Consider the following 19,963-nt stretch of genomic DNA (forward strand, 5'->3'; position numbering starts at 1 on the left):
TCGGGAGGGGCAGAGATCCTTGTGGTATCGCTCCCTGCGGACCATTTCGGCTGGAGCGCGATAAGCTACGCGGGTGATCGAAGTCCGGCCCGGTGGTCGCCGTCGTATCGACCGCGTGCTCGGCCCTGGGTATCTCAGCGACCTCGGCGAGCTGACCCTTTCCGTGCTGCGCGAGCGTCGTGACGAGGCCGCGCAGGAAGAGACCGACCTGTCGTACCTGCGGCGTTTGCTGCACGCGCGGATCGACATCGTGCGAGCCGAGCAGGAGCGCCGCAGTTCAGGCGGCGAAAGCAGCGTCGTCGAGCGGCTGGCCGCGATCCTGGCGGACAACGCGATCGGCCCGGCCACGGGTTCGGGCAGGCATCAGCGGCTGGAGCCGTCCCGCGCGGGCGAGCACCGGCGGTTCGCCGAAGCACTCATCGGCGACACGGACCTTTCCGACGTCAGCACGCTCTCGGACGAGAAACTGATCAACGCCCTCGACAGGTACGCCGATGAAGAGGTCTCGGTCTCCTCGTACCGCCGCGAGGTGCAGGCCGTGATGGACACGATCAACGCCGAGATCGCGACCCGCTACCGCAAGGGCACAGCGTCCGTCGACGACCTGCTCGACACCGAACGCGGCGGGGCCGAGTGACGAATCCCGTCCTGGTCGAGGTCGTCCGTTCCGGTTTCGTGGAGAGCACGCACCGGGGCGCGCTCGTGATCACCGCCCCGGACGGGTCGGTGCGGTTCTCCGTCGGCGACATCGAGCGCCCGGTCTACCCGCGCTCGTCCAACAAACCGCTCCAAGCGGCCGGGATGTTGCGCGCCGGCCTCACGATCGGCGACGAAGACCTCGCGCTGGGCTGCGGATCGCACAACGGCGAGCCCGGCCACGTCGAGGGTGCCCTGTCGATGCTTTCCCGCGCGGGGCTGACCGAGGACGCGTTGGCCTGCCCGCCCTCCTTCCCGCTGCACGAGCCGAGCATGCTGGCCATGGCCGCGGCGGGGAAACGCCGCGCCGCCATGAACTGCTCCGGCAAGCACGCCGCGATGCTCACGACGTGCGTCCAGGTCGGCTGGCCGACAGAGGACTACGCGGCCGCGACCCACCCACTGCAGAAGGTCATCCAGGCCACCGTCTCCGACCTCACCGGCGAGCCGATCGAGACTGTCGGCGTCGACGGCTGCGGCGCCCCGCTGTTCGCGTTCTCCCTCACCGGTCTCGCCCGCTCCTTCGGCAGGCTGGTCACCGCGACGGACGGGCCGGACCGTCGCGTCGCGGACGCCGTCCGCGCGCATCCGTGGCGGGTCGCGGGCACCGGCCGCGAGGACACCGTGCTGATGGAGAGCGTCGAAGGCCTGCTCTCGAAGGTCGGCGCCGAGGGAGTGCACGCGTTCGCGCTCGCGGACGGCACCGCGCTGGCGCTGAAGATCGACGACGGCGCCGCGCGGGCACGGGTCCCGCTGCTGCTCGCGGCCCTGCATCACCTCGGCATCGACCCGGGCGGCCTCGCCCGCGACGCGGTCTTGGGCGGCGGGGAACCGGTCGGCGAGCTGAGGGTCACCGCCGGTCTCTTCGGCTAGTTCGCGCGTTCCCGCGCGGCCAGGTCTCCCCAGAAGTCCCGCAGGTCGGCGAACAGTTCCGCCAGCTCGTCGACGTTGCCGGTGCGGAGCGCGTCGAGGATGTCGTGTACTTCTTCGGCGGTCGTGTCGGCCTGCAGGATCGAGTCGGCGAAGAGCTGCACGAGACCGCCGTAGTCGAGCTCGACCGCGGAGCCGGGGTGGAAGCTGTCGAGCCAGCGTCGCGTTTCGAGCAGCACCCGGCCGGGCCCGGAGTCACCGAAGGTCGCTTCGAGCAGGTCCCCGACCTCGCGAGCGCGATGCCGCGCGTCGGCGATGGACACCCGCCACGACACCTCGCGCTCGGGGTCGTCGCGGCCCTTGCCCAGTTTGACCCGGCGCATCCCGGGATCGAACAGCACGAACCACGGAAGCGGAACGGTCCACGTCGTCGAAAGCGTGTGCGAAGCGGAGGCGGACAGATCACCGAGGGCGGACTTCGCCCGCGAGCGGATCATGTCGAACGAGGCACTGCCCGCGTCGAGCACCGCGTGCTTCAACGCCGGATGCGCGTCGCCGAGGAAGGTCACCAAGGCCGCGGCCGAGCGTGCGCGGATCTCCATCGGGCAGATCAAGGGCCCCGGGCCGGCGTCGCCGTGCTCACCCTCCGGCACGTCTTCGGGGTCCAGGACGAGGACGTCGGTGACGAGGCTGGGCGCGGCCCGGCCGTCCGCGAGCTCGGCGGGCAACAGCCGTCCGACGTGCTGTGACTTGAGCCACAGTGCCTGCTCGCGCTCGCCCGCGGCCGAACGATCGAGCCGGGCCGCTTCGACGGCCTCGAGCAGGCGTTCGTCCGGTGGGTCTCCCAGCGCGAGCAGGGGCTCATAGACGCGGAGATAAGCCGCGAACGGACGGGGCACAGGAGCATCGTGGCACGCCGACCTGCGACTATCGCCACCGACCGGCCGGTAACCGGCGTCCGGTGAACACTGTCGCCACCGGCACACCGTGCCACGTCGCATCCAACCCCCCGGACACGGTACGGTGTCAGCAGGAAATAATTGTCGAGACGATGCGGGGCCGCCGATTCCCCCGGCCGCCCCGCCCCTGTGCGAGGGGGTCGAGCCATGGGGCGCGGCCGGGCTAAGGCCAAGCAGACGAAGGTGGCGCGCGAGCTCAAGTACAGCTCGCACGAAACCGACTTCGATGCTTTGCAGCGCGAGCTGTCCAGTAGTTCCTCGGATTACGGGCACGAGGACGACAAGCGGGACGACGACGACCCGTACGACGGGTACGACGAATACCGCCGCTGAGCAGGCGTGACACGCGAGGGTGGGACGGGTTGAACCCCGTGGTCCACCCTCGCGTGTCGCGTGCTGCCCAAAATACGAGGAGGGTTCCGTGTCGGACGTAACGCGGGTAGGTGTCATCGGAGCCGGGCTCATGGGCTCGGGTATCGCCGAGGTGCACGCACGTGCCGGTCTGGACGTGATCATCACCGAGGTGAGCCAGCCTGCGCTGGACTCCGGGCGAGCGCGGATCGAGAAGTCGCTGCAACGCGGCGTCAAGAACGGGAAGCTCTCGCAGGAAGACGCCGACGCGGCGCTCGGACGACTTCGCTTCACCACCGAGATCGGCGAGTTCGCCGACCGCGACCTCGTCATCGAGGCCATCCTGGAACAGGAGCAGGCCAAGGTCGAGGTGTTCCGGTCGCTGGACAAGATCGTCGAGCGTGAGGACGCGGTGTTCGCGTCCAACACCTCGTCCATCCCGATCATGAAGCTCGGGATGGCCACCAACCGCCCGCAGCAGGTGGTCGGCATCCACTTCTTCAACCCGGTCCCGGTGCTGCCGCTCGTCGAGCTGGTGCCGTCGCTGCTGACCAGCGACGAAACCGCCCGCCGCGCGGAAGAGCACGCGACGACGGCGTTGCACAAGACGGTGATCCGGTCGCAGGACCGTGCCGGGTTCATCGTGAACTCGCTGCTCGTGCCGTACCTGCTTTCGGCGATCCGGATGATCGAGTCGGGCTTCGCTTCGGCGGAGGACATCGACCGCGGCATGGAGCTGGGCACCGCGCACCCGATGGGCCCACTGCGGCTTTCGGACCTGATCGGCCTGGACACCATCAAGGCGATCGCGGACTCGATGTACGCCGAGTTCAAGGAGCCGCTGTACTCCTCGCCGCCGCTGCTGCTGCGCATGGTCGACGCCGGCCTGCTCGGCAAGAAGACCGGCCGCGGGTTCTACAGCTACTCCTGACCCGGCTCTTCCCGCGCGTTTCGTCCTCTGGATGCGGTCCTTGTGTGCGCAAGGACCGCATCCAGAGGACGTAACGCGGGGTGGTCATTCGCCGCACCGCGTCCACGACCATGCGCTCGCTGAGTTCGATCCGGTCGAGGACGAAGTCGTCGGCGCACTGGGCCTCGATGTTCCAGTGACCGAGAGTCCGCTCCGGGAAATCCCGTAGGTTCTCGGTCACGATGACCCGTGCCCGCGCCTTGATGGCGGCGGCGAGTACATGCCGGTCATCCGGGTCTGGCAGGTCGAGCGCGGCCACGAGCGGTTCGTAGCCCGTGACCAGGCAATCTCGAACCGAGGCGTTCATCAGGGTCCGCGTTCTGTCGAGCTTGCCGGGGTCGAGGTCGGGCCGGTTCTCCTTGAGGTTCCGGAAGACCTCGTCGAGGATTTCCTCCGACCACTTGGCCTGGACGAACCCGTTCTGCCCGATCCGGATGAGAAGATCACGCAGAACGTTGGGGTACAGCACGTTGGCGTCGAAAAGGACCACGAAGGCCACTTGCTAGGTCAGCCCCATCTCCTGATTCATGACGGAAAGCTCGTCCGCGGCTTCACGGCGCCGTTGGTCGTCTTCACGCAGGTAGTCGTGAAGGGAACTTGCCTTCACGCGACGATGTTTGCCGACTGTGCGGTACTCGATCCGCCCCGCTTCGAGCAATCCGATGAGGAAGGGCCGGGACACGTTGAGCAGGTCCGCCGCCTGCTGAGTGGTCAGCTCGGCGTGCGACGGGATGATGGACACGCTCTCACCCGCCGCCACCAAGGCCAGCACCCGCGCCATCAGGTCGACGACTCCACGGGGAACGACCAGGGACTCTTCGTGCTCGTCGACGACGACTCGCACCGTGTCCCGCTCACGACGCCTGGCCAGATAGGCCTTGACGTGCGGAAGTGCTTCGAGGGCCACGTCGATGTCGTGACGTCCCGGGACGATCTGGTCGATGGTCAGCGCAGTCATCACTGCTCCCGTGTTCGGCGTTATCCCAGTATCGGCTCTCATCGAATTATTCGCAACAAACGCAATAAACGCAACTCGATGGTGCGTTCAGCTTGCGTGACGGCACACCTAGACTTGGGGCCGTGGGACAGGGACAGCTGCGCGCAGGTCTGGTCGGTGCCGGTCCGTGGGCGAAGACGGTGCACGCGCCAGGGCTCGCCGATCACCCGGGGACCACGTTGTCCGCGGTCTGGACCAGGCGTCCCGAAGCCGCCGCGGAGCTGGCCGAGGCGCACGGCGCCGAAGCCGCCGGCAGCTTCGACGAACTGCTCGACCAGGTGGACGCGGTCGCGTTCGCCGTGCCGCCCGCCGTTCAGGCGGAGCTGGCGGTCAAGGCCGCGGAAGCGGGCAAGCATCTCATCCTGGAGAAGCCGATCGCCGCAGATCTCGACGGCGCGCGGCGGCTCGTGGACGCGGTCGACGCCGCGGGCGTGGCCGCCCTCGTGGTCCTGACCTTGCGTTTCTCGCCGATGACCCGCGAGTGGCTCGACGGCATCAAGGAGTCGGGCGGCTGGCGCGGCGGCGGTGCGCGCTGGCTTTCGGGCGCGCTGCTCGGCGGGCAGTACCAGTCCTCGGCGTGGCGGCACGACTCCGGCGCGCTCGCCGACATCGGCCCGCATGCCTTCGATCTGCTGGACGCGGCGCTCGGTGAGATCACCGAGGTGCTCGCCGCCCACCGGACCGATGACGATCTGTGGCAGTTCCTGTTCGCCCACGCGGGTGGCGCGACCAGTACGGCGACCCTGTCGCTGCGGCTGCCGATCCAGCCGACGGTCGTCGAAGTGTCCGTTTACGGGGAGCACGGCTATCGCACTTTGGGGCGGAAACCGGGTTCGGCCGGTGAGTCGTACACCGCGCTCCTGGACGATTTCGCCGCGATGGCCGCGAGCGGAACGACGTCCCACCCGTGTGACGTGCGCCGGGGACTGCACCTGCAGAAGCTGCTCGAACGCGCGCGCGAGCTCGCCGGACACGCCAAGTAGTACACAGGTCACTCACAAGGCTTTTCCTTGTGCGATAACGCCTTCTTCCGGTTACTTCGCGACCATCCACAGGTTTGTCCACAGGTTCCTTTGTGGACGGTCTCAAGCATGGGAACCCCTTTTCCGCGACCGGAAAAGATCACCTCTTAGTGCGCTCGCTCCGCCATGCCGAGTCGATCTTGTGATGCGAAGGTGATCTTGGGCGCTCCGGAAAGGAAGGGTCATGGGAGAGTTGCTCCGCGCTTTCGGCGCGATGATCCCGTTGACGATCACCGCGATTCCCTACGCTTTGCTCGGGTGGCCGCTGCTCGCGGCGCATCGACGACGAAGACAAGCCGACCGCTTCACCGCGTCGGCGACAGCCGCTGTGGACATGACACTCGCCTTGGCCTGTTTTCTGGTGTTGTGCCTGGTCACGATGCCGGTGACCGGCGCACAGGGCAGCAGTCTGAATCTCGAACCGGGCACCGACCTGCGCCTCGCGTTGAGCGACGGCGCCAATCTCTGGCAAGTACTGGGCAACGTCCTCATGTTGAGCCCGCTCGGCGCCCTGCTCCCGTTGCGGTCGCGCCGGCTGCGGTCACTGGGCCGGATCGCGCTGGCCGCGCTGGCCGTCTCGGTGCTGGTGGAAGGTACGCAATATCTGATACAAGCGGGCCGGGTGACCTCCACCGACGACATCCTGCTGAACACCCTGGGCGCGGTGGCGGGCGCCGCGCTGAGCAAACGACTGTGGCGCCGCCTGGACGTCCGGCCGCCGGTGAAGATCCCGGCGCAGGTCCGGCGGGTGTGCGACGCCCCCGTGCGGATGCGGGTCCCCCGGTCGGTGTGGGACGAGCGGCATTCGAGCATCGCGCATCCGCGGCGCAGGTAAATCACTTGACCGTCGTGCGAAAGTGAGCGCGAAAGCCTTGCCTACAGAGAATGAGGGATGCCTCATGCCTGACGCCTTCAGCGGCGTCGGCACGAGCTAGCCGGCGCCCAAGCCAGCTTCACCACGCACGCGGGTTCTCCGTGCGTCTCTTTTTCTTGCCCGAAAGGCTTTCCACCAGTGCATTCCGAGACCATTCATGCTCTCCAGTCCTACATCCGCACCACCGCGGCGAAGTTCCGCGAAACCGAGCGGATCGGGCCGTTCCTGGCGACTTACACGACCGGGAACGACCACATGTTCCTCAACTACGCGATCCCGGACAACGGCGGAACACCCACCGCGCAGGACGTCGCGAAGCTGACCGAGGCGTTCCGCGCCCGCGGGCTCACGCCGCGACTGGAGTTCCTGTCCGAGGCCGTTCCCGGTGCCGAGGCAGTGCTCGCCGAAGGCGGCTACACCTTGGAACGGCGGATTCCGTTGATGGTCTGCCCGCCGGGGCAGGTCGTCGAGCAGCCGGTTCCCGCCGGGACGGTCCTGAAAACGCCCGTCACACCCGCCGAACTCCGGCTGATGATCCGGGCGCAGAACGTGGCGTTCGGCGAACCCGACCCTGGTGAGCACGTCGAGCCGTCTCCCGCCCAGCTGAGCGGCGAGACCATTTCGGTGATGGCCGTCGCCGAAAGCGGCGAGGTCGTCGGCGGCGGGGTCGCGACCGCGATCCTCGACGGCGCGAGCGAGATCGCGGGGATCGGGGTCCTCGAGGAGTACCGGAGCCGCGGGATCGCCGCGGCGATGACCGAGTACCTCACGCGGGAAGCTCATGCCCGCGGCGGCGACTCGGTGTTCTTGACGCCGGGCGCCGGGCAGGCGGAGCGCGTCTACGGCCGGGTCGGTTTCAAGACCGTGGCCGAGTGCGTGCACCTGTCAGTCGTCTGAATAACCGCCGCGGCGTGACTTCTTGACGTCGCCGCGGCGCTTCTTCGAGGCCAGGCGGCGTTCCTTCGAACCTCGTGAAGGTTTGGTGGGACGCCGCTTGGCGGCCGGGGGCGCCGACGCGTCCAGCAGCAACATCACCAGCCGGGCCCGCGCGGCTTCGCGGTTCATCAGCTGGGAGCGGTGTTCGGACGCCGCGATCGTGACGACACCTTCGACCAGCCGCGACGAAAGCCTGTCCAGCATCCGGGCCCGGAGGTGTTCCGGGACGGACGCCGAACCTGCCACGTCGAAGGACAGTTCGACCCGCGAGTCCGTGGTGTTCACGCCCTGCCCACCCGGACCCGACGACCGGGAGAACCGTTCGCTCAATTCGGCACCCGGGATCACGAACCGGGTGCCGATCACCACGTCATCAGCCACTGAACCAGTGTGACACCCGGGCCCAAGCCGTTATCGAGCCGAAGGCGAACGTGTCATGTTCGCCTTCGGCCGGACGACTGTGATGTACGGCTAGAAGCGGGGGTGGTCACCGGAGAGCACGGCGCGCGGGCCGTCCGGGTTCTCCGCGGGCTGCACGTCGCCGAGGATCCACGCCGGCACGTGCCGCGCGGTCAGCATCGCCAGTGCCCTGTCGACGTCGTCGGGGCCGACGATCGCGACCATGCCGACGCCCATGTTGAACGTCTTTTCCAGTTCGGCGCGCTCGACCTTGCCGCGGTGGCCGACCAGCGCGAACACCGGCGCCGGGGTCCAGGTGCCGCGTTCGAGCTTCGCGACCAGACCGCGCGGCATGACGCGGGCGAGGTTCTGTTCCAGCCCACCACCGGTGACGTGCGCGAACGTGCGGACGTCGGCTTCGGCGACCAGCGCGAGGCAGTCCTTCGCGTAGATCCTGGTCGGCTCCAGCATCTCTTCGCCCAGCGAACGGCCGAACTCCTCGACGTGCCCGTCGAGCGGCATGCGCGCGATGTCCAGCAGCACGTGCCGGGCGAGCGAGTAACCGTTGGAGTGCAGGCCGGACGAACCGAGCGCGAGGACGACGTCGCCGGGGCGGACCCGCTCCGGGCCGAGCACCTTCGACGCTTCGACGACGCCGATGCCGGTGCCCGAGAGGTCGTAGTCGTGCTCGCCCATCAGGCCGGGGTGCTCCGCGGTCTCGCCGCCGAGCAGCGCGCAGCCCGCCTGGACACAGCCTTCGGCGATGCCGCCGACCAGTGCCGCGATCTTCTCCGGCACAACCTTGCCGACGGCGATGTAGTCCTGCATGAACAGCGGCTCGGCACCGGTGACGACCAGGTCGTCGACGACCATCGCGACCAGGTCGATGCCGACGGTGTCGTGCTTGTCGAGCGCCTGGGCGACGGCGATCTTGGTGCCGACCCCGTCTGTCGACGAGGCCAGCACCGGCTCTTTCCACTTGTCCAGCTTCAGGGAGAACAGTCCGGCGAAACCGCCGACCCCGCCCATCACCTCGGGCCTGGTGGCCCTCTCGGCGTGCGGTTTGAGCAGCTCAACGGCTTTGTCACCGGCGTCGATGCTGACCCCGGCGGCGGCGTACGTGGCGCTCGTGGACTCGCTCACGGAAGCGGACTCCAACTCTGGAAGAAAGGACTAGGGACGCCGGATGGCGTCTTCAGCACCGTACCCGGCAGGGCTGACGGGCTTCGCCGCGCCATTGACCGAGTCCAGGCTCTCCAGCAGGTGCTTCCCGATCAGTGCGTCCTCGGGGAGCGCGATCGGGTACTCGCCGGAGAAGCAAGCGGTGCACAGGCGCGACTTCGGCTGCTCCGAGGCCGCGACCAGGCCGTCCAGGGAGATGTAGCCCAAGGTGTCCGCGCCGATGGAGCGGCGGATGCCGTCGAGGTCGACGCCGTTGGCCACCAGTTCGGCGCGGGAGGCGAAGTCGATCCCGTAGAAACACGGCCAGCGGACGGGCGGCGAGGCGATCCGGACGTGTACTTCCAGCGCGCCCGCCTCCCGCAGCATGCGGACCAGCGCGCGCTGGGTGTTGCCGCGGACGATGGAGTCGTCGACCACGACGAGCCGCTTGCCGCGGATGACGTCGCGCAGCGGGTTCAGCTTCAGCCGGATGCCCAGCTGGCGGATGGTCTGCGACGGCTGGATGAAGGTGCGGCCGACGTAGGCGTTCTTCACCAGGCCGGTGCCGTAGGGGATGCCGGAACCCTGCGCGTAACCGATGGCGGCCGGGGTGCCGGATTCGGGCACCGGCATGACCAGGTCGGCGTCGGCCGGGTGTTCGACGGCGAGTTTGCGGCCGATCTCGACGCGGGTGGCGTGCACGCTGCGGCCGGCGATCGAGGTGTCGGGGCGCGCGAGGTAGACGTACTCGAAGACACAGCCCTTGGGCTCGGGGTTCGCGAACCGCGAGGAGCGGAGGCCCTCCGCGTTGATCGCGATGAGCTCCCCGGGCTCGACCTCGCGGACGAACGACGCGCCGCAGATGTCCAGCGCGGCCGTCTCGCTCGCGACCACCCAGCCGCGTTCGAGCCTGCCGAGCACCAGCGGGTGCACCCCGTGCGGGTCGCGCGCGGCGTAGAGGGTGGACTCGTCGGCGAAGACCAGGCAGAACGCGCCCTTGAGGGTGGGCAGCAGTTCCAGCGCGGCGGCCTCGATGCCCTTGTCCGCGGCGTTGGCCGCGAGCAGCCCGCACACCAGGTCGGAGTCGCTGGAAGAACCTGTCAGTCCCGCGTGCGGCTTGAGGCCGGCTTCGACAGTGCGATCGCGCAGCTCGGCGGTGTTGACGAGGTTGCCGTTGTGCGCGAAGGACAGGCCGCTGCCGGTGGCTGTGGTGCGGAAGATCGGCTGCGCGTTCTCCCAGACTGTCGCGCCGGTGGTCGAGTAGCGGCAGTGCCCGACGGCGATATGTCCCTGCAGAGACTGCAGGACCTGCTCGTCGAACACCTGGCTGACCAGGCCGAGATCCTTGAAGACGACGATCTGCGAACCGTCGGAGACCGAGATGCCGGCCGCTTCCTGTCCACGGTGCTGAAGTGCGTAGAGCCCGTAGTAGGTCAGCTTCGCGACCTCTTCTCCGGGCGCCCAGACACCGAAGACACCGCATTCCTCGCGGGGTTCCGGATCGGGCTGGTCGGTCACGGGCTGTCCGGCGAGGGACGGGTCGGAAACCACCGAGGTGCTCCCAGGGAGAAAGAAAGAGGGCAGGCCGCCACCAGTGTAAACGGTGAGCCGGAGATCAACGCGCCACTCGAAGTGGCACTGGACACGCTTCGTTCAATGACCGTGAGTGACGGGCGGGTGTCAAGACCCGCCACTCACGACCCCCGACCAGCCGACCGCTCCCCCTCGACAGAGGCGGTCGACTGTGCATTGGGGTGCCGGAACGAAACTCTCGGCAACGAAACCGAGGCAGAACTCCCGGGGACGCACCCCCGGGGAAAAACAGATCAGCTGGCGGCGAGCCACCTGGACGTGCCGCCACGGCCGGGGACCCAGCAGCCCTTGGACGCGGTTTCCGGGAGGACCAGGGAGCCGGGTATCCGCTCGTCCGGGAGCGCGAGCAGTGCCGTGAGCACTGTCGCCGCGTCGCCGGCGAACCGCCACAGCCAGACCTCGGGCTCGAGGATGTCTTCCTCGGTACCGGGCATGCGGGTCGCGATCACGTCGTCCTCGGCGTTGAGCCGGACCACGTCGACCACGTTGTCGTGGACTCGCACGCCGACCACGGCGATGACCTCGCCGTTCGCGTCGCACGGGTGCACGAACTGGTACCCGCGGTTGATCAGCTCCTGCAGACCGCTTTCGATGTCGGTGATTTCCGCGGTGATGGTGTCACCCGAGAACGTCATCGAATTCGCCATCCTTGGCACCCGCGAGGAACGCGGCCATCTCGGCCTGGGTGTAGATCAAGGCCGGCCCTGTCGGGAAGCGCGAGTTGCGCATCGCGATCTCACCTGACGCGAGCGGTGCCACCTCGACGCAGTTGCCGATCGCGTTGCTGTAGCTCGCTTTGCGCCAGCGCGCACCGGTAAGACGATCGGCCGGGATGCCGTTGTCGAACTGTTCAGCCATGGTCCCCACCTTCCCCGACAGAAAACTTCGGGCGATGCATCTGCATGTGCATTTGCCTGTGATCCCAAAGTTAGCACGTGTGACTGCAGCGGTAAATGCACGTGCAGAAGTTTCTGCATAATTCGCGTGCAGTGATGACTTAAGCCATCTGTAGTACCACTAAAGCGTGAGGGGCACAGCCACCATCGGGTGAACAACTACCGCTCGTGGCCGCATTTTCGGGTCCACGCAAGAAAACCCCGGGAGTAACCGGGACGGCGGGGAACCCCACAACGGTGAAACGGTGAGTGGCTCAGACTTCGGCGCGGCGCTTCATCAGCATCTGGCGGCTGCGGTCCGGCGTCTCCGCGTCGACCGCGAGCATGTCCAGCGCCCGGCTGTACCGCTCGATCTCGTCGCGCTTGTCGATGTAGTGCGCGCCGGTCAGGTACTCGGTGTAGGCGATGTTCGGCAATTCCTCTTCCGCGAACCTGAGCAGCGAGAACGCGCTGTCGGCGGAGTAGCCGCTCCGGTCGAACGGGAGGATCTGGACCGAGATGTTCGGCTGCTGGATCATCTCCAGCAGATAGTCGATCTGGCCCTTCAGCACGTCGCGGTCGCCGATCGGCCGGTGGAGCACCGACTCGTCGAGTACCAGCCACAACCGCGGCGCGTCCGGCCGGGACAGCATCTTCTGCCGCCGCATCCGCAGCGCGACCCGGCGGTCGATCTGCTCGTTGACCATGTCCTTGCGGCCGTGGCTCATGATCGCCCGCGCGTAGTCCTCGGTCTGCAGCAGGCCCGTGACGTACAGCGGCTCCCAGACCTGGATCCGGGCCGCGGCCTCTTCGAGCCCGACGAGGTCGTTGAACCAGCTCGGCATCAGGTCGCCGTAGCGGCGCCACCAACCCGGCTCGTTCGATTCCTTGACCATGTCGAGGAACTGTTGCCGCTCACCGGGATCGGTCATCCCGTACATGGTCAGCAGATCGGCGACGTCACGTTCCTTGAAACCGACGCGGCCCAGTTCGAGGCGGCTGATCTTCGACTCGGAACCCCGGATGCTGTAGCCGGCTTCCTGGCGCGTGATCCCCGCGTCCTCACGCATCCGCCGAAGCTGAGAGCCCAGGATCATCCGCCGCGCGGTGGGACCCAGAGACTGCTCACCGCCGGACGGGGTGACCGCGTTCATCGACCGGGGACCTTTCGTACGTCAACACTCGCCAGGGGAACAAGCCGATTACTGAAAGTACACGTTTGGGCCTCGACACGACAGGGATGGCTCGGTTTACCCGCCGCGTACGTGGTTCTACTCTACGTAGAGCCCGAGACTTCCGACACAGTTTTGTGAGGTTCAAGATGCCCGACGCCCCGACGCGGACGGAACGAGTGCCAGTGGGTGTCGACCCGACCCGGGCCAGCATCGCCCGGGTGTACGACGCCTTCCTGCTCGGCAAGGACAACTACGAGATCGACCGGGAGGTGCTGCGCAAGGTCCAGCAGGCCGCTCCGGAGGCTCAGGACCTGGCGACCGAAAACCGCGGTTTCCTGATCCGCGCGTGCCGGTTCCTCGCCAGCCAGACGGGCATCACCCAGTTCCTCGACCTCGGATCCGGCCTGCCGACGGCCGAGAACACGCACCAGGTCGTGCAGCGGATCAACCCCGAGATCAAGGTCGTCTACGTCGACAACGACCCGGTCGTGCTCGCCCACGGGCGCGCGCTGCTCGAGGAGAACGAGAACACGCACTTCGTCTCGGACGACATCTTCGAACCTGAGCGGATCCTGGAGAACCCGGACGTTCTCCGGCACATCGACTTCACGCAGCCGGTCGCGTTGCTGCAGCTCGGGACCCTGCACCACCACAACGGGCCGCACGATCAGCCCGCCAAGATCATGAGGAAGTACCTCGACGCGCTGCCCTCGGGTTCGTACGTGGCGATCTCGCACTTCTCCGACCCGCAGGACGAGTTGTCCGAGGTCGCCCGCAAGATGGAGGACTTCTTCATCCACAGCCCGATGGGCTCGGGCACCTTCCGCACCAAGGCCGAGATCGAGGAGCTGTTCCACGACCTCGAGATGGTCGAGCCCGGCGTCAAGCTGTGCGCCGACTGGTGGCCGGACGGGCCGCGGATCAAGGAGCTGAACACCGCTCAGCGGACCATCTCCGGCGGCATCGGCCGGAAGAAGTAGTACCTTTCGCGGGCCCTCGGGCCTGCGATGAAAGGCCCGTTCATCGCAAATTTTGCGATGAACGGGCCTTTCATCGCAGGCGTGAGCCCGGGTTCAGAGGCGGACCAACGGCAGCCAGTGGGCCAGGTCGGCCCTGCTTCCGGAGGCGGTGACCCGCCCCGACTCGACGGCGTCGGCCCAGCCGAGCAGCCCGGTCGCCAGTTCCAGCCACGTGCGCGGATCCGTCTCGACGACGTTCGGCGGCGTCCCGCGCGTATGACTCAATCCTTCGACACACTGCACAGCCGCGAACGGCGGCACCCGCACTTCGACACTCTTCCCCGGGGCGTCCGACGCCAGCGTCCGCAGGCTCAGCCGGACCGCCGCGGCCAGCTCGGGCCTGGCCGGATCCGGACCGGATCCGCTCAACCAGGGGGAAATCGCCGTGATCGCGGCACGTAACTCAGCGGGGTCGACCGAACGCGAAGAGGCCATGGGAGAACAGTAGAGTGAGCGCGAACAAACCTTCAGGCACCCGGAACGTGGGGATGACGATGGCGCAGCGGGACGAGGCGGATCGGCTGGCGTCGAGCCCGGCGGGCAAGCGGAAACAGGGCAAGCCGAAGATCACCGAAGAGATGCGCGCCAACGCCAAGGCCAACCCGAACAGCTGGCTTTATGTCATCGACGAGGCCTTCGACCCCGACGGCCCGGTGCCGTCCTGGGCGGTCGTCGGCGCGTACCCGGTGAACGGCGCGGGCGAGATCGTCGAGGACTTCCACCCCAACGACCGCTACCGCCCCTCGCCCAAGGCGCTGGGTTTCCCGGAGCCGCGCAACGAGCTCGAGCAGTTGCTGCAGCTGGTGCGCACGAACCACCGCCCGGCCGCCGACCTGCCGCGGGTCTTCCTCGACTCGACGCTGTTCGTCTACGCCCTTTCCCCGGTCCAGCGCACGGTGATCGGCTTCCACAACGTCGACGGCCAGGTGCTGGTGCCGGCGTACACGGCGAAGACGCTGGTCCCGCGCGAATGGCCGCACGCCCGCGCGGTGCTGGGCCGGGACATGGTCCCGCTGCTCGCCGGGCACCCCGTGACACTCAATCCCCACGATCGGCTCACCGCGATCATCCCCTCGGAGCACCTCGACAAAGCCCTTTCGGACGAGCGTCGTTAGGGCTCGATTAACCCACTCGGCCCAATTTGTTCAGGGTAAAAGCAACTCTTTCGGGTGATGTTCGAGTCGCTGATTCTCTTTTCCCGAGGGATCGTGGCGACGTGATGAGTCGCAGAGTGTGTTCGAAAGGCTGGGGGGCCGTCCTCGCGGCGGGGGTCTTGCTGCTCGCGCAGACCCCCGCCGTCGCACGGGAAAGCGGGCCCCGATACGACGGGGCCGAGGAGCACTACGCCGGTTCGCAGATCGCGCTGAACGAAGGCGTCGGTGTGTCGGTGGGGCCGCTGTACGGCGGCGAAGCGCAGACGCTCGGCCACGACGTCAGCGGTCATCAGGGCGACGTCGACTGGCCCGCCGCGGCCAGGACCGGCGCGAAGTTCGTCTACGTCAAGGCGACCGAGGGCACCGGTTTCGTCAATCCCCGGTTTCCCCAGCAGTACAACGGTTCCTACGACGTCGGCATGATCCGCGGCGCGTACCACTTCGCCCGCCCCGACATCTCGGACGGTGCCGCGCAGGCGCACTACTTCGTCGACCACGGCGGCGGCTGGTCCCAGGACGGCAAGACGCTGCCGGGCGCGCTCGACGTCGAGTACAACCCGTACGGCGAAACCTGTTACGGCAAGACGCCCGCGCAGATGGTCGCGTGGATGGGGTCGTTCGCCGAGACCTATCTGTGGCGGACCGGGCGGCATCCGGCGATCTACACGTCGACGAGCTGGTGGAAGCGCTGCACCGGCAACAGCAACGCGTTCTGGCAGAACCCGCTGTGGATCGCGCGCTACAACACGGAGATCGGGGAGCTGCCCGCCAGCTGGAAGACCCAGACCATCTGGCAGTTCTCGAACAAGGGCAGCCTGCCCGGCGACCAGAACTGGTTCAACGGCACGCAGGATCGTGTGCGCGCGTTGTCGATCGGCTGACGCCTCGCCCGAGTGGGCGTTACAAGATCACACAACACCGTCCAGATGGAAATGAAAATCACCCACGCGTAGTACCAATTTCACGGAAGTTAGTGACAAACCCGGCACTCGTCGTCAACAATCGTGCCCGGACGGCTACCACCTGCAAGTTAGCCGTCCTCAGCGAGGGTTATCCGTGAAGGGATTGTCGTATGCGCACTTCCCGAAGAATCGCCATCGCCGCCGGCTCCGCGCTGCTCCTGCTCAGCAGCACGGTCCAGGCGTCGGCCGCCCCGTCCCCCGGGATCATGTCGATCGAACAGGATCTCCAGCAGAACAACCACACGATCGGATCGCAGATCCAGCGCGTGGAAGGCGAAAACTCCACCCCGGAGTCCAAGGAGAAGGCGGCCCGGCCGCAGCCTGAGGCCGGGGTGCTCGCGACCGTCGCGGGCATGGACGTCGCCAGCTACCAGGGCAACGTCGACTGGGCGAACTGGTGGGGACAGGGCAAGCGCTTCGTGTGGACGAAGGCCACCGAAGGCACGAGCTACAAGAACCCGTACTTCGCCCAGCAGTACAACGGCTCCTACGGCCAGGGCTTCATCCGCGGCGCGTACCACTTCGCCCTGCCCAACGTCTCCGGCGGCGCGGCGCAGGCGGACTTCTTCGTCAACAACGGCGGCGGCTGGTCCAAGGACGGCAAGACGCTGCCGGGCGCGCTGGACATGGAGTACAACCCGTACGGCGCCACCTGCTACGGCCTGAGCCAGTCGGCCATGGGGGCCTGGATCCGGGCGTTCCACGACCGCTACCAGGCACGCACCGGCCGCTGGCCCGTCATCTACACCTCGACGAACTGGTGGAGCACCTGCGTCGGCACGTCGCAGAACTTCGGTGGAACGGTCCCGCTGTGGATCGCGCGCTACGCGTCCTCCGCGGGTGCGCTGCCGCACGGCTGGAGCTTCTACACCGTGTGGCAGTACACCTCGAGCCCGCTCGACCAGAACACCTTCAACGGCGCTTACGACCGTCTGCAGGCGCTGGCCAACGGCTGAGCTGCGCATTTCGTGAAGAAGCGGCTCCCGGCCTCGGCCGGGAGCCGCTTTCGCGCGCCGGGTACCTTCCGAGCAGAATGCCCCTGAAACCCCTGGCACGGGCGGATCCGGAACCAGCGCTGACCGCCGGTCGTCTGATCAGAAGCCTCAGGCCCCAGTACGGAAGGCGAGACCGATGACCTACCCACCCCAGCCAGGCCAGCCCTACGGCCAGGACCCTCAGGGACAGCAGCCCGGCGGACAACCGCAGCAGGGTGGCTGGGACCAGACCCAGCAGTACGGTCAGCCTCAGCAGTACGGACAGCAGCAGGGCTGGGATCAGACCCAGCAGTACCAGCAGCAGCCGCAGCAGGGCTGGGACCAGACCCAGCAATACCCGCAGCAGCCCCAGCAGGGCTGGGATCCGAACGCGCAGCAGCAGGGCTGGGACCCGAACAACCCGGGCTACCCGCAGGGTTACGGCGGCCCGCCCGCGCCGCCGCAGAAGAGCAAGACCGGACTGATCATCGGGATCGTGATCGGCCTGGTCGTGCTGATCGCCTTCGGTGTCACCGGTTTCCTCGCGCCGGGCTTCCTGCTCAGCAAGGACGAGGGCAACAACACGGCCGCGCCGCCGCCCGCGTCGTCGTCCGAGAAGGCGCCGACCTCCGCGCCGAAGAGCAGCCCGAAGTCGAGCGCGCCCAAGAGCAGCCCGAAGAGCACCGAAAGCGGTGGCACCGGGTCCGAAGGCAACCCGAAGGGCGTCCAGAACCTCAAGGACTTCATGGCGAAAGTGAGTGCCGGCGACAAGGCGGGCGCGCTGTCGCTGGTCTGCGCGGACATGAAGGCGACCATGGGCGACTCGATCGACATCATGGCCCCGGCTCCGTCGCAGCTGGAGGTCACCTCGACCGCCGGCATCGGCGACGGGTTCATCACCGGTGACATCGAGGGCACGGTCAAGGGCAAGAAGGTGAGCGGGTCGGGGATCTCCTCGGACGACAACCCGGACAAGTCCTTCTGCGTCCGCAACTTCTTCGTATTCTGAGCGAATGAAGCGGTTGCTCCGGTCCCCGACGCTCCGCTCCCCGTTGCTCTGGACGTTCTTCGTCTCTCTCGGGCTGCTGCTCGCCGTGGGCGGCTGGTTGCTGACCGATCCGGCGACCAGCCGCAGCGAGGCGTTGAAGACCGGCGGCATCGCCGGGGGAGCCATCGTCGCGCTCTACGCGTTGTGGCTCAACGACAGGCGCCGCCGCGTCGAGGAGCGGCGGCAGGAGGTCGAGCGGCAGCGGCAGGAACTCGAGCTGCGGCGGGCCGACCAGGACCGGGACCGGATCTCGGACGAACGGTTCGCGAAGGCCGTCGAACTGCTCGGGCACGACGCCGACCAGGTGCGGGTGGGGGCCCTGCACGCGCTGGCCGGGCTGGCCAGGGGGCGGGCGATCTACACACAGACCGTGCTGGACATCCTGTGCTCGTACCTGCGGCGGCCGTTCGAGCATCCGCGGTACGACGAAACCGCGAAGCCGCCCCGAGGCGACACGTCGGTGAAGGCGGCCCCGGAGCAGGACCAGGAACTCCAGGTGCGGCAGACCGCGCAGCGGCTCATCGGGGACCTGCTCCCCGCGGCCGACTCCGAGGACACGCCTGCGTACGACCTCGACCTGACCGGGGCGGTGCTCGAATACTTCGACCTTTCGGAGCGGAAGGTGGGCAAGCTGCTGCTCCGGTACGCCGGTCTTTACAGCAGCACCAACCTGTCCGGCTGCGTGTTCCGCGGACCGGTGTACCTGACCGGCGCGGGAACAGAGCAGACGAAACGGATCGGCTTCTTCCGGTGCGACGAAGCCAGGTTCGAGCAGCGTGCGTGGTTCAGCGGGGTGCGGTTCTCCGAGGACGCCGAGTTCCGCGGCACGGTGTTCACGGGCGAGACTTCCTTCAAGGACAGCGTCTTCGCGAAGAACGCCGTGTTCGCCGGCGCGAAGTTCGGGAAGACGCTGGATCTGCATCGCGCGCGGTTCGAGAGCTTCGCGGATCTGGGTTTCGGTGAGCCGCCCGGCACGGTGTCGCTGTACAACACGATGGTCGAACCGTCGAGGGATCACGAACTCCCGGCGGGCTGGTCCGTCGAGACCCTGCCCGACGGGCGGGCCCGGCTCGTGCTGAAGGACCGATGAGACGACTGCTCAGGTCGCCGCTGCTGTGGACGTTGCTGTCCTCGGTCGCGGTGCTCGTCGGGGTCACCGCCTGGCTGCTCATGGATCGCGCGACGAGCCGCGGCGACGCGCTCAAGACCGGCGCTCTGGCGGGCGGGGCGATCGCCGCGCTCTACGGGCTCTGGCTCAACGACCGGCGGCGGCGTACTGAAGAGGACCGGCACGAGATCGAGCGCAGCCGGATCTCCGACGAGCGTTTCGCCAAGTCGATCGAACTGCTGGGCAACGACGCCGACCAGGTCCGGGTCGGGGCGATGCATTCGCTCGCGGGACTGGCCAGGACGCGGCCGGAGTACCGGCAGACGGTGCTGGACGTGTTGTGCGCCTACCTGCGGCGGCCGTTCGACCATCCGAAGTTCGACCTGGCGGCAGGTAAGAAAGACGAGTGGGACCCGGAAGACAAGGCGGCCGCGGAACGCGAACGGCTGGTCCGGCGTGCGGCCGAACGGCTGATCCGCGACATCCTGCCCATCGCCGGGACCACCGGGCCGACGCTTTCGCTCAACTTGAGCGACGCCCGGCTCGACAAGCTGGGGCTGCTCGGCAGGCGGGTCGGCTGGTTCGGCGCGGATCGCTGCGAGGTGCTGACGTATCTCGACCTCACCGACGCCCAGCTCTCCGGGAAGTTCCTGCTGGAGAACGTGACGATCCACGGCGAGTTCGTACTCACGCGGGCGAGTTTCGAGCGGAAGGTGTCGCTGGACAACACGGTCGTCGAGACCGCTGTCGACTTCAGCACGGCTACCTTCGCGGAGCCGCCGTCGCTGTCGGGTGCGAAGTTTCCGCCGGGTTCGGCATT

24 protein-coding genes are annotated in these 19,963 nt (G+C 67.7%); 14 read left to right on the forward strand and 10 right to left on the reverse strand.

What is annotated here, in order from left to right; translation table 11 throughout:
* Positions 1–73: 73 nt before the first annotated feature.
* Entirely contained in the window at positions 74–637 is a 564-nt protein-coding gene (locus tag ACZ6YV_RS02155; RefSeq protein ID WP_465507912.1) for an RsiG family protein, read from the forward strand.
* The gene (locus tag ACZ6YV_RS02160) at positions 634–1,569 is read left to right on the forward strand and encodes an asparaginase (protein WP_465507913.1); all 936 of its coding nucleotides are present in this window, start codon (positions 634–636) and stop codon (positions 1,567–1,569) included. The genes ACZ6YV_RS02155 and ACZ6YV_RS02160 overlap by 4 nt, the downstream gene beginning before the upstream one ends.
* Here the strand turns inward: ACZ6YV_RS02160 and ACZ6YV_RS02165 are convergent.
* On the reverse strand, positions 1,566–2,465 hold the full coding sequence (locus tag ACZ6YV_RS02165) for a DUF8083 family protein (protein ID WP_465507914.1): 900 nt from the start codon (positions 2,463–2,465) through the stop codon (positions 1,566–1,568). The two genes, ACZ6YV_RS02160 and ACZ6YV_RS02165, sit on opposite strands and share 4 nt — an antisense overlap.
* A 207-nt stretch (positions 2,466–2,672) precedes the next feature.
* Between ACZ6YV_RS02165 and ACZ6YV_RS02170 the strand changes: the two genes are divergently transcribed.
* Together ACZ6YV_RS02170 and ACZ6YV_RS02175 are read left to right on the forward strand one after the other, a co-directional pair.
* Positions 2,673–2,858 (forward strand): DUF3073 domain-containing protein, encoded by a 186-nt coding sequence (locus tag ACZ6YV_RS02170; protein ID WP_020632289.1) that lies wholly within the window; start codon positions 2,673–2,675, stop codon positions 2,856–2,858.
* Between the two features lie 88 nt (positions 2,859–2,946).
* A complete protein-coding gene (locus tag ACZ6YV_RS02175; protein ID WP_378242383.1) occupies positions 2,947–3,807 on the forward strand; it encodes a 3-hydroxybutyryl-CoA dehydrogenase in 861 nt (286 codons plus the stop codon).
* On the opposite strand, the gene ACZ6YV_RS02180 is transcribed toward ACZ6YV_RS02175, so the two are convergent.
* Together ACZ6YV_RS02180 and ACZ6YV_RS02185 are read right to left on the reverse strand one after the other, a co-directional pair.
* Positions 3,707–4,336: a PIN domain-containing protein gene (locus ACZ6YV_RS02180; RefSeq protein WP_465507915.1), complete on the reverse strand. Its 630-nt coding sequence runs from the start codon at positions 4,334–4,336 to the stop codon at positions 3,707–3,709. The two genes, ACZ6YV_RS02175 and ACZ6YV_RS02180, sit on opposite strands and share 101 nt — an antisense overlap.
* Before the next feature lie 12 nt (positions 4,337–4,348).
* Entirely contained in the window at positions 4,349–4,804 is a 456-nt protein-coding gene (locus ACZ6YV_RS02185; protein ID WP_465507916.1) for a helix-turn-helix domain-containing protein, read from the reverse strand.
* 122 nt (positions 4,805–4,926) lie between these two features.
* Between ACZ6YV_RS02185 and ACZ6YV_RS02190 the strand changes: the two genes are divergently transcribed.
* From ACZ6YV_RS02190 to ACZ6YV_RS02200, 3 genes are all read left to right on the forward strand, one after another.
* Entirely contained in the window at positions 4,927–5,826 is a 900-nt protein-coding gene (locus tag ACZ6YV_RS02190; RefSeq protein WP_465507917.1) for a Gfo/Idh/MocA family protein, read from the forward strand.
* A 223-nt stretch (positions 5,827–6,049) separates the two neighbouring features.
* A complete protein-coding gene (locus tag ACZ6YV_RS02195) occupies positions 6,050–6,700 on the forward strand; it encodes a VanZ family protein (protein ID WP_465507918.1) in 651 nt (216 codons plus the stop codon).
* Between the two features lie 177 nt (positions 6,701–6,877).
* On the forward strand, positions 6,878–7,636 hold the full coding sequence (locus tag ACZ6YV_RS02200) for a GNAT family N-acetyltransferase (protein ID WP_465507919.1): 759 nt from the start codon (positions 6,878–6,880) through the stop codon (positions 7,634–7,636).
* Here ACZ6YV_RS02200 and arfB read toward each other — a convergent pair.
* From arfB to ACZ6YV_RS02230, 6 genes are all read right to left on the reverse strand, one after another.
* On the reverse strand, positions 7,625–8,056 hold the full coding sequence (gene arfB, locus ACZ6YV_RS02205) for an alternative ribosome rescue aminoacyl-tRNA hydrolase ArfB (RefSeq protein WP_465507920.1): 432 nt from the start codon (positions 8,054–8,056) through the stop codon (positions 7,625–7,627). The genes ACZ6YV_RS02200 and arfB overlap by 12 nt on opposite strands.
* 90 nt (positions 8,057–8,146) lie before the next feature.
* The gene (gene purM, locus ACZ6YV_RS02210) at positions 8,147–9,217 is read right to left on the reverse strand and encodes a phosphoribosylformylglycinamidine cyclo-ligase (RefSeq protein WP_465507921.1); all 1,071 of its coding nucleotides are present in this window, start codon (positions 9,215–9,217) and stop codon (positions 8,147–8,149) included.
* Positions 9,218–9,247: 30 nt separating this feature from the next.
* Positions 9,248–10,786, reverse strand: a complete 1,539-nt coding sequence (gene purF, locus ACZ6YV_RS02215; protein WP_378242367.1) for an amidophosphoribosyltransferase — start codon at positions 10,784–10,786, stop codon at positions 9,248–9,250.
* A gap of 275 nt (positions 10,787–11,061) precedes the next feature.
* Entirely contained in the window at positions 11,062–11,463 is a 402-nt protein-coding gene (locus tag ACZ6YV_RS02220; RefSeq protein WP_465508507.1) for a hypothetical protein, read from the reverse strand.
* Positions 11,447–11,686, reverse strand: coding sequence for a DUF397 domain-containing protein (locus ACZ6YV_RS02225; RefSeq protein WP_184897131.1), 240 nt, complete (start codon positions 11,684–11,686; stop codon positions 11,447–11,449). Before ACZ6YV_RS02225 ends, ACZ6YV_RS02220 begins: the two co-directional genes overlap by 17 nt.
* A 292-nt stretch (positions 11,687–11,978) precedes the next feature.
* Complete coding sequence (locus tag ACZ6YV_RS02230) at positions 11,979–12,857, reverse strand: helix-turn-helix domain-containing protein (protein ID WP_465507922.1); 879 nt, start codon at positions 12,855–12,857, stop codon at positions 11,979–11,981.
* A 203-nt stretch (positions 12,858–13,060) separates the two neighbouring features.
* Between ACZ6YV_RS02230 and ACZ6YV_RS02235 the strand changes: the two genes are divergently transcribed.
* Complete coding sequence (locus tag ACZ6YV_RS02235) at positions 13,061–13,858, forward strand: SAM-dependent methyltransferase (RefSeq protein ID WP_465507923.1); 798 nt, start codon at positions 13,061–13,063, stop codon at positions 13,856–13,858.
* 93 nt (positions 13,859–13,951) lie between these two features.
* Here ACZ6YV_RS02235 and ACZ6YV_RS02240 read toward each other — a convergent pair whose 3' ends face one another.
* The gene (locus ACZ6YV_RS02240) at positions 13,952–14,332 is read right to left on the reverse strand and encodes a sterol carrier family protein (RefSeq protein WP_465507924.1); all 381 of its coding nucleotides are present in this window, start codon (positions 14,330–14,332) and stop codon (positions 13,952–13,954) included.
* Between the two features lie 53 nt (positions 14,333–14,385).
* Here ACZ6YV_RS02240 and ACZ6YV_RS02245 point away from each other — a divergent pair, with 53 nt between their 5' ends.
* The 6 genes from ACZ6YV_RS02245 to ACZ6YV_RS02270 all read left to right on the forward strand — a co-directional run.
* On the forward strand, positions 14,386–15,012 hold the full coding sequence (locus ACZ6YV_RS02245) for a type VII secretion system-associated protein (protein WP_465508508.1): 627 nt from the start codon (positions 14,386–14,388) through the stop codon (positions 15,010–15,012).
* Between the two features lie 104 nt (positions 15,013–15,116).
* On the forward strand, positions 15,117–15,932 hold the full coding sequence (locus ACZ6YV_RS02250; protein WP_465507925.1) for a lysozyme: 816 nt from the start codon (positions 15,117–15,119) through the stop codon (positions 15,930–15,932).
* Positions 15,933–16,123: 191 nt separating this feature from the next.
* Entirely contained in the window at positions 16,124–16,969 is an 846-nt protein-coding gene (locus tag ACZ6YV_RS02255) for a lysozyme (RefSeq protein ID WP_465507926.1), read from the forward strand.
* A gap of 175 nt (positions 16,970–17,144) precedes the next feature.
* Positions 17,145–17,996 (forward strand): flagellar basal body-associated FliL family protein, encoded by an 852-nt coding sequence (locus tag ACZ6YV_RS02260; protein WP_378242356.1) that lies wholly within the window; start codon positions 17,145–17,147, stop codon positions 17,994–17,996.
* 4 nt (positions 17,997–18,000) lie between these two features.
* Positions 18,001–19,125 carry a pentapeptide repeat-containing protein gene (locus ACZ6YV_RS02265; protein ID WP_465507927.1) on the forward strand — a complete coding sequence of 375 codons (1,125 nt, stop codon included), beginning with the start codon at positions 18,001–18,003 and terminating at the stop codon, positions 19,123–19,125.
* On the forward strand, positions 19,122–19,963 hold an 842-nt coding region (locus ACZ6YV_RS02270), incomplete at its 3' end, for a hypothetical protein (protein WP_465507928.1). The genes ACZ6YV_RS02265 and ACZ6YV_RS02270, both read left to right, overlap by 4 nt.

The sequence above is a fragment of the Amycolatopsis sp. NPDC102522 genome (genome assembly GCF_055584485.1).

Bases quoted from the DNA above. Each gene is read 5' to 3' on its own strand.
- ACZ6YV_RS02225 (WP_184897131.1), bottom strand. From the start codon at position 11,686: ATGGCTGAACAGTTCGACAACGGCATCCCGGCCGATCGTCTTACCGGT.
- ACZ6YV_RS02185 (WP_465507916.1), bottom strand. From the start codon at position 4,804: ATGACTGCGCTGACCATCGACCAGATCGTCCCGGGACGTCACGACATC.
- ACZ6YV_RS02250 (WP_465507925.1), top strand. From the start codon at position 15,117: ATGAGTCGCAGAGTGTGTTCGAAAGGCTGGGGGGCCGTCCTCGCGGCG.
- ACZ6YV_RS02170 (WP_020632289.1), top strand. From the start codon at position 2,673: ATGGGGCGCGGCCGGGCTAAGGCCAAGCAGACGAAGGTGGCGCGCGAG.
- ACZ6YV_RS02260 (WP_378242356.1), top strand. From the start codon at position 17,145: ATGACCTACCCACCCCAGCCAGGCCAGCCCTACGGCCAGGACCCTCAG.
- ACZ6YV_RS02240 (WP_465507924.1), bottom strand. From the start codon at position 14,332: ATGGCCTCTTCGCGTTCGGTCGACCCCGCTGAGTTACGTGCCGCGATC.
- ACZ6YV_RS02220 (WP_465508507.1), bottom strand. From the start codon at position 11,463: ATGACGTTCTCGGGTGACACCATCACCGCGGAAATCACCGACATCGAA.
- ACZ6YV_RS02195 (WP_465507918.1), top strand. From the start codon at position 6,050: ATGGGAGAGTTGCTCCGCGCTTTCGGCGCGATGATCCCGTTGACGATC.
- ACZ6YV_RS02230 (WP_465507922.1), bottom strand. From the start codon at position 12,857: ATGAACGCGGTCACCCCGTCCGGCGGTGAGCAGTCTCTGGGTCCCACC.
- ACZ6YV_RS02245 (WP_465508508.1), top strand. From the start codon at position 14,386: ATGACGATGGCGCAGCGGGACGAGGCGGATCGGCTGGCGTCGAGCCCG.
- ACZ6YV_RS02255 (WP_465507926.1), top strand. From the start codon at position 16,124: ATGCGCACTTCCCGAAGAATCGCCATCGCCGCCGGCTCCGCGCTGCTC.
- ACZ6YV_RS02265 (WP_465507927.1), top strand. From the start codon at position 18,001: ATGAAGCGGTTGCTCCGGTCCCCGACGCTCCGCTCCCCGTTGCTCTGG.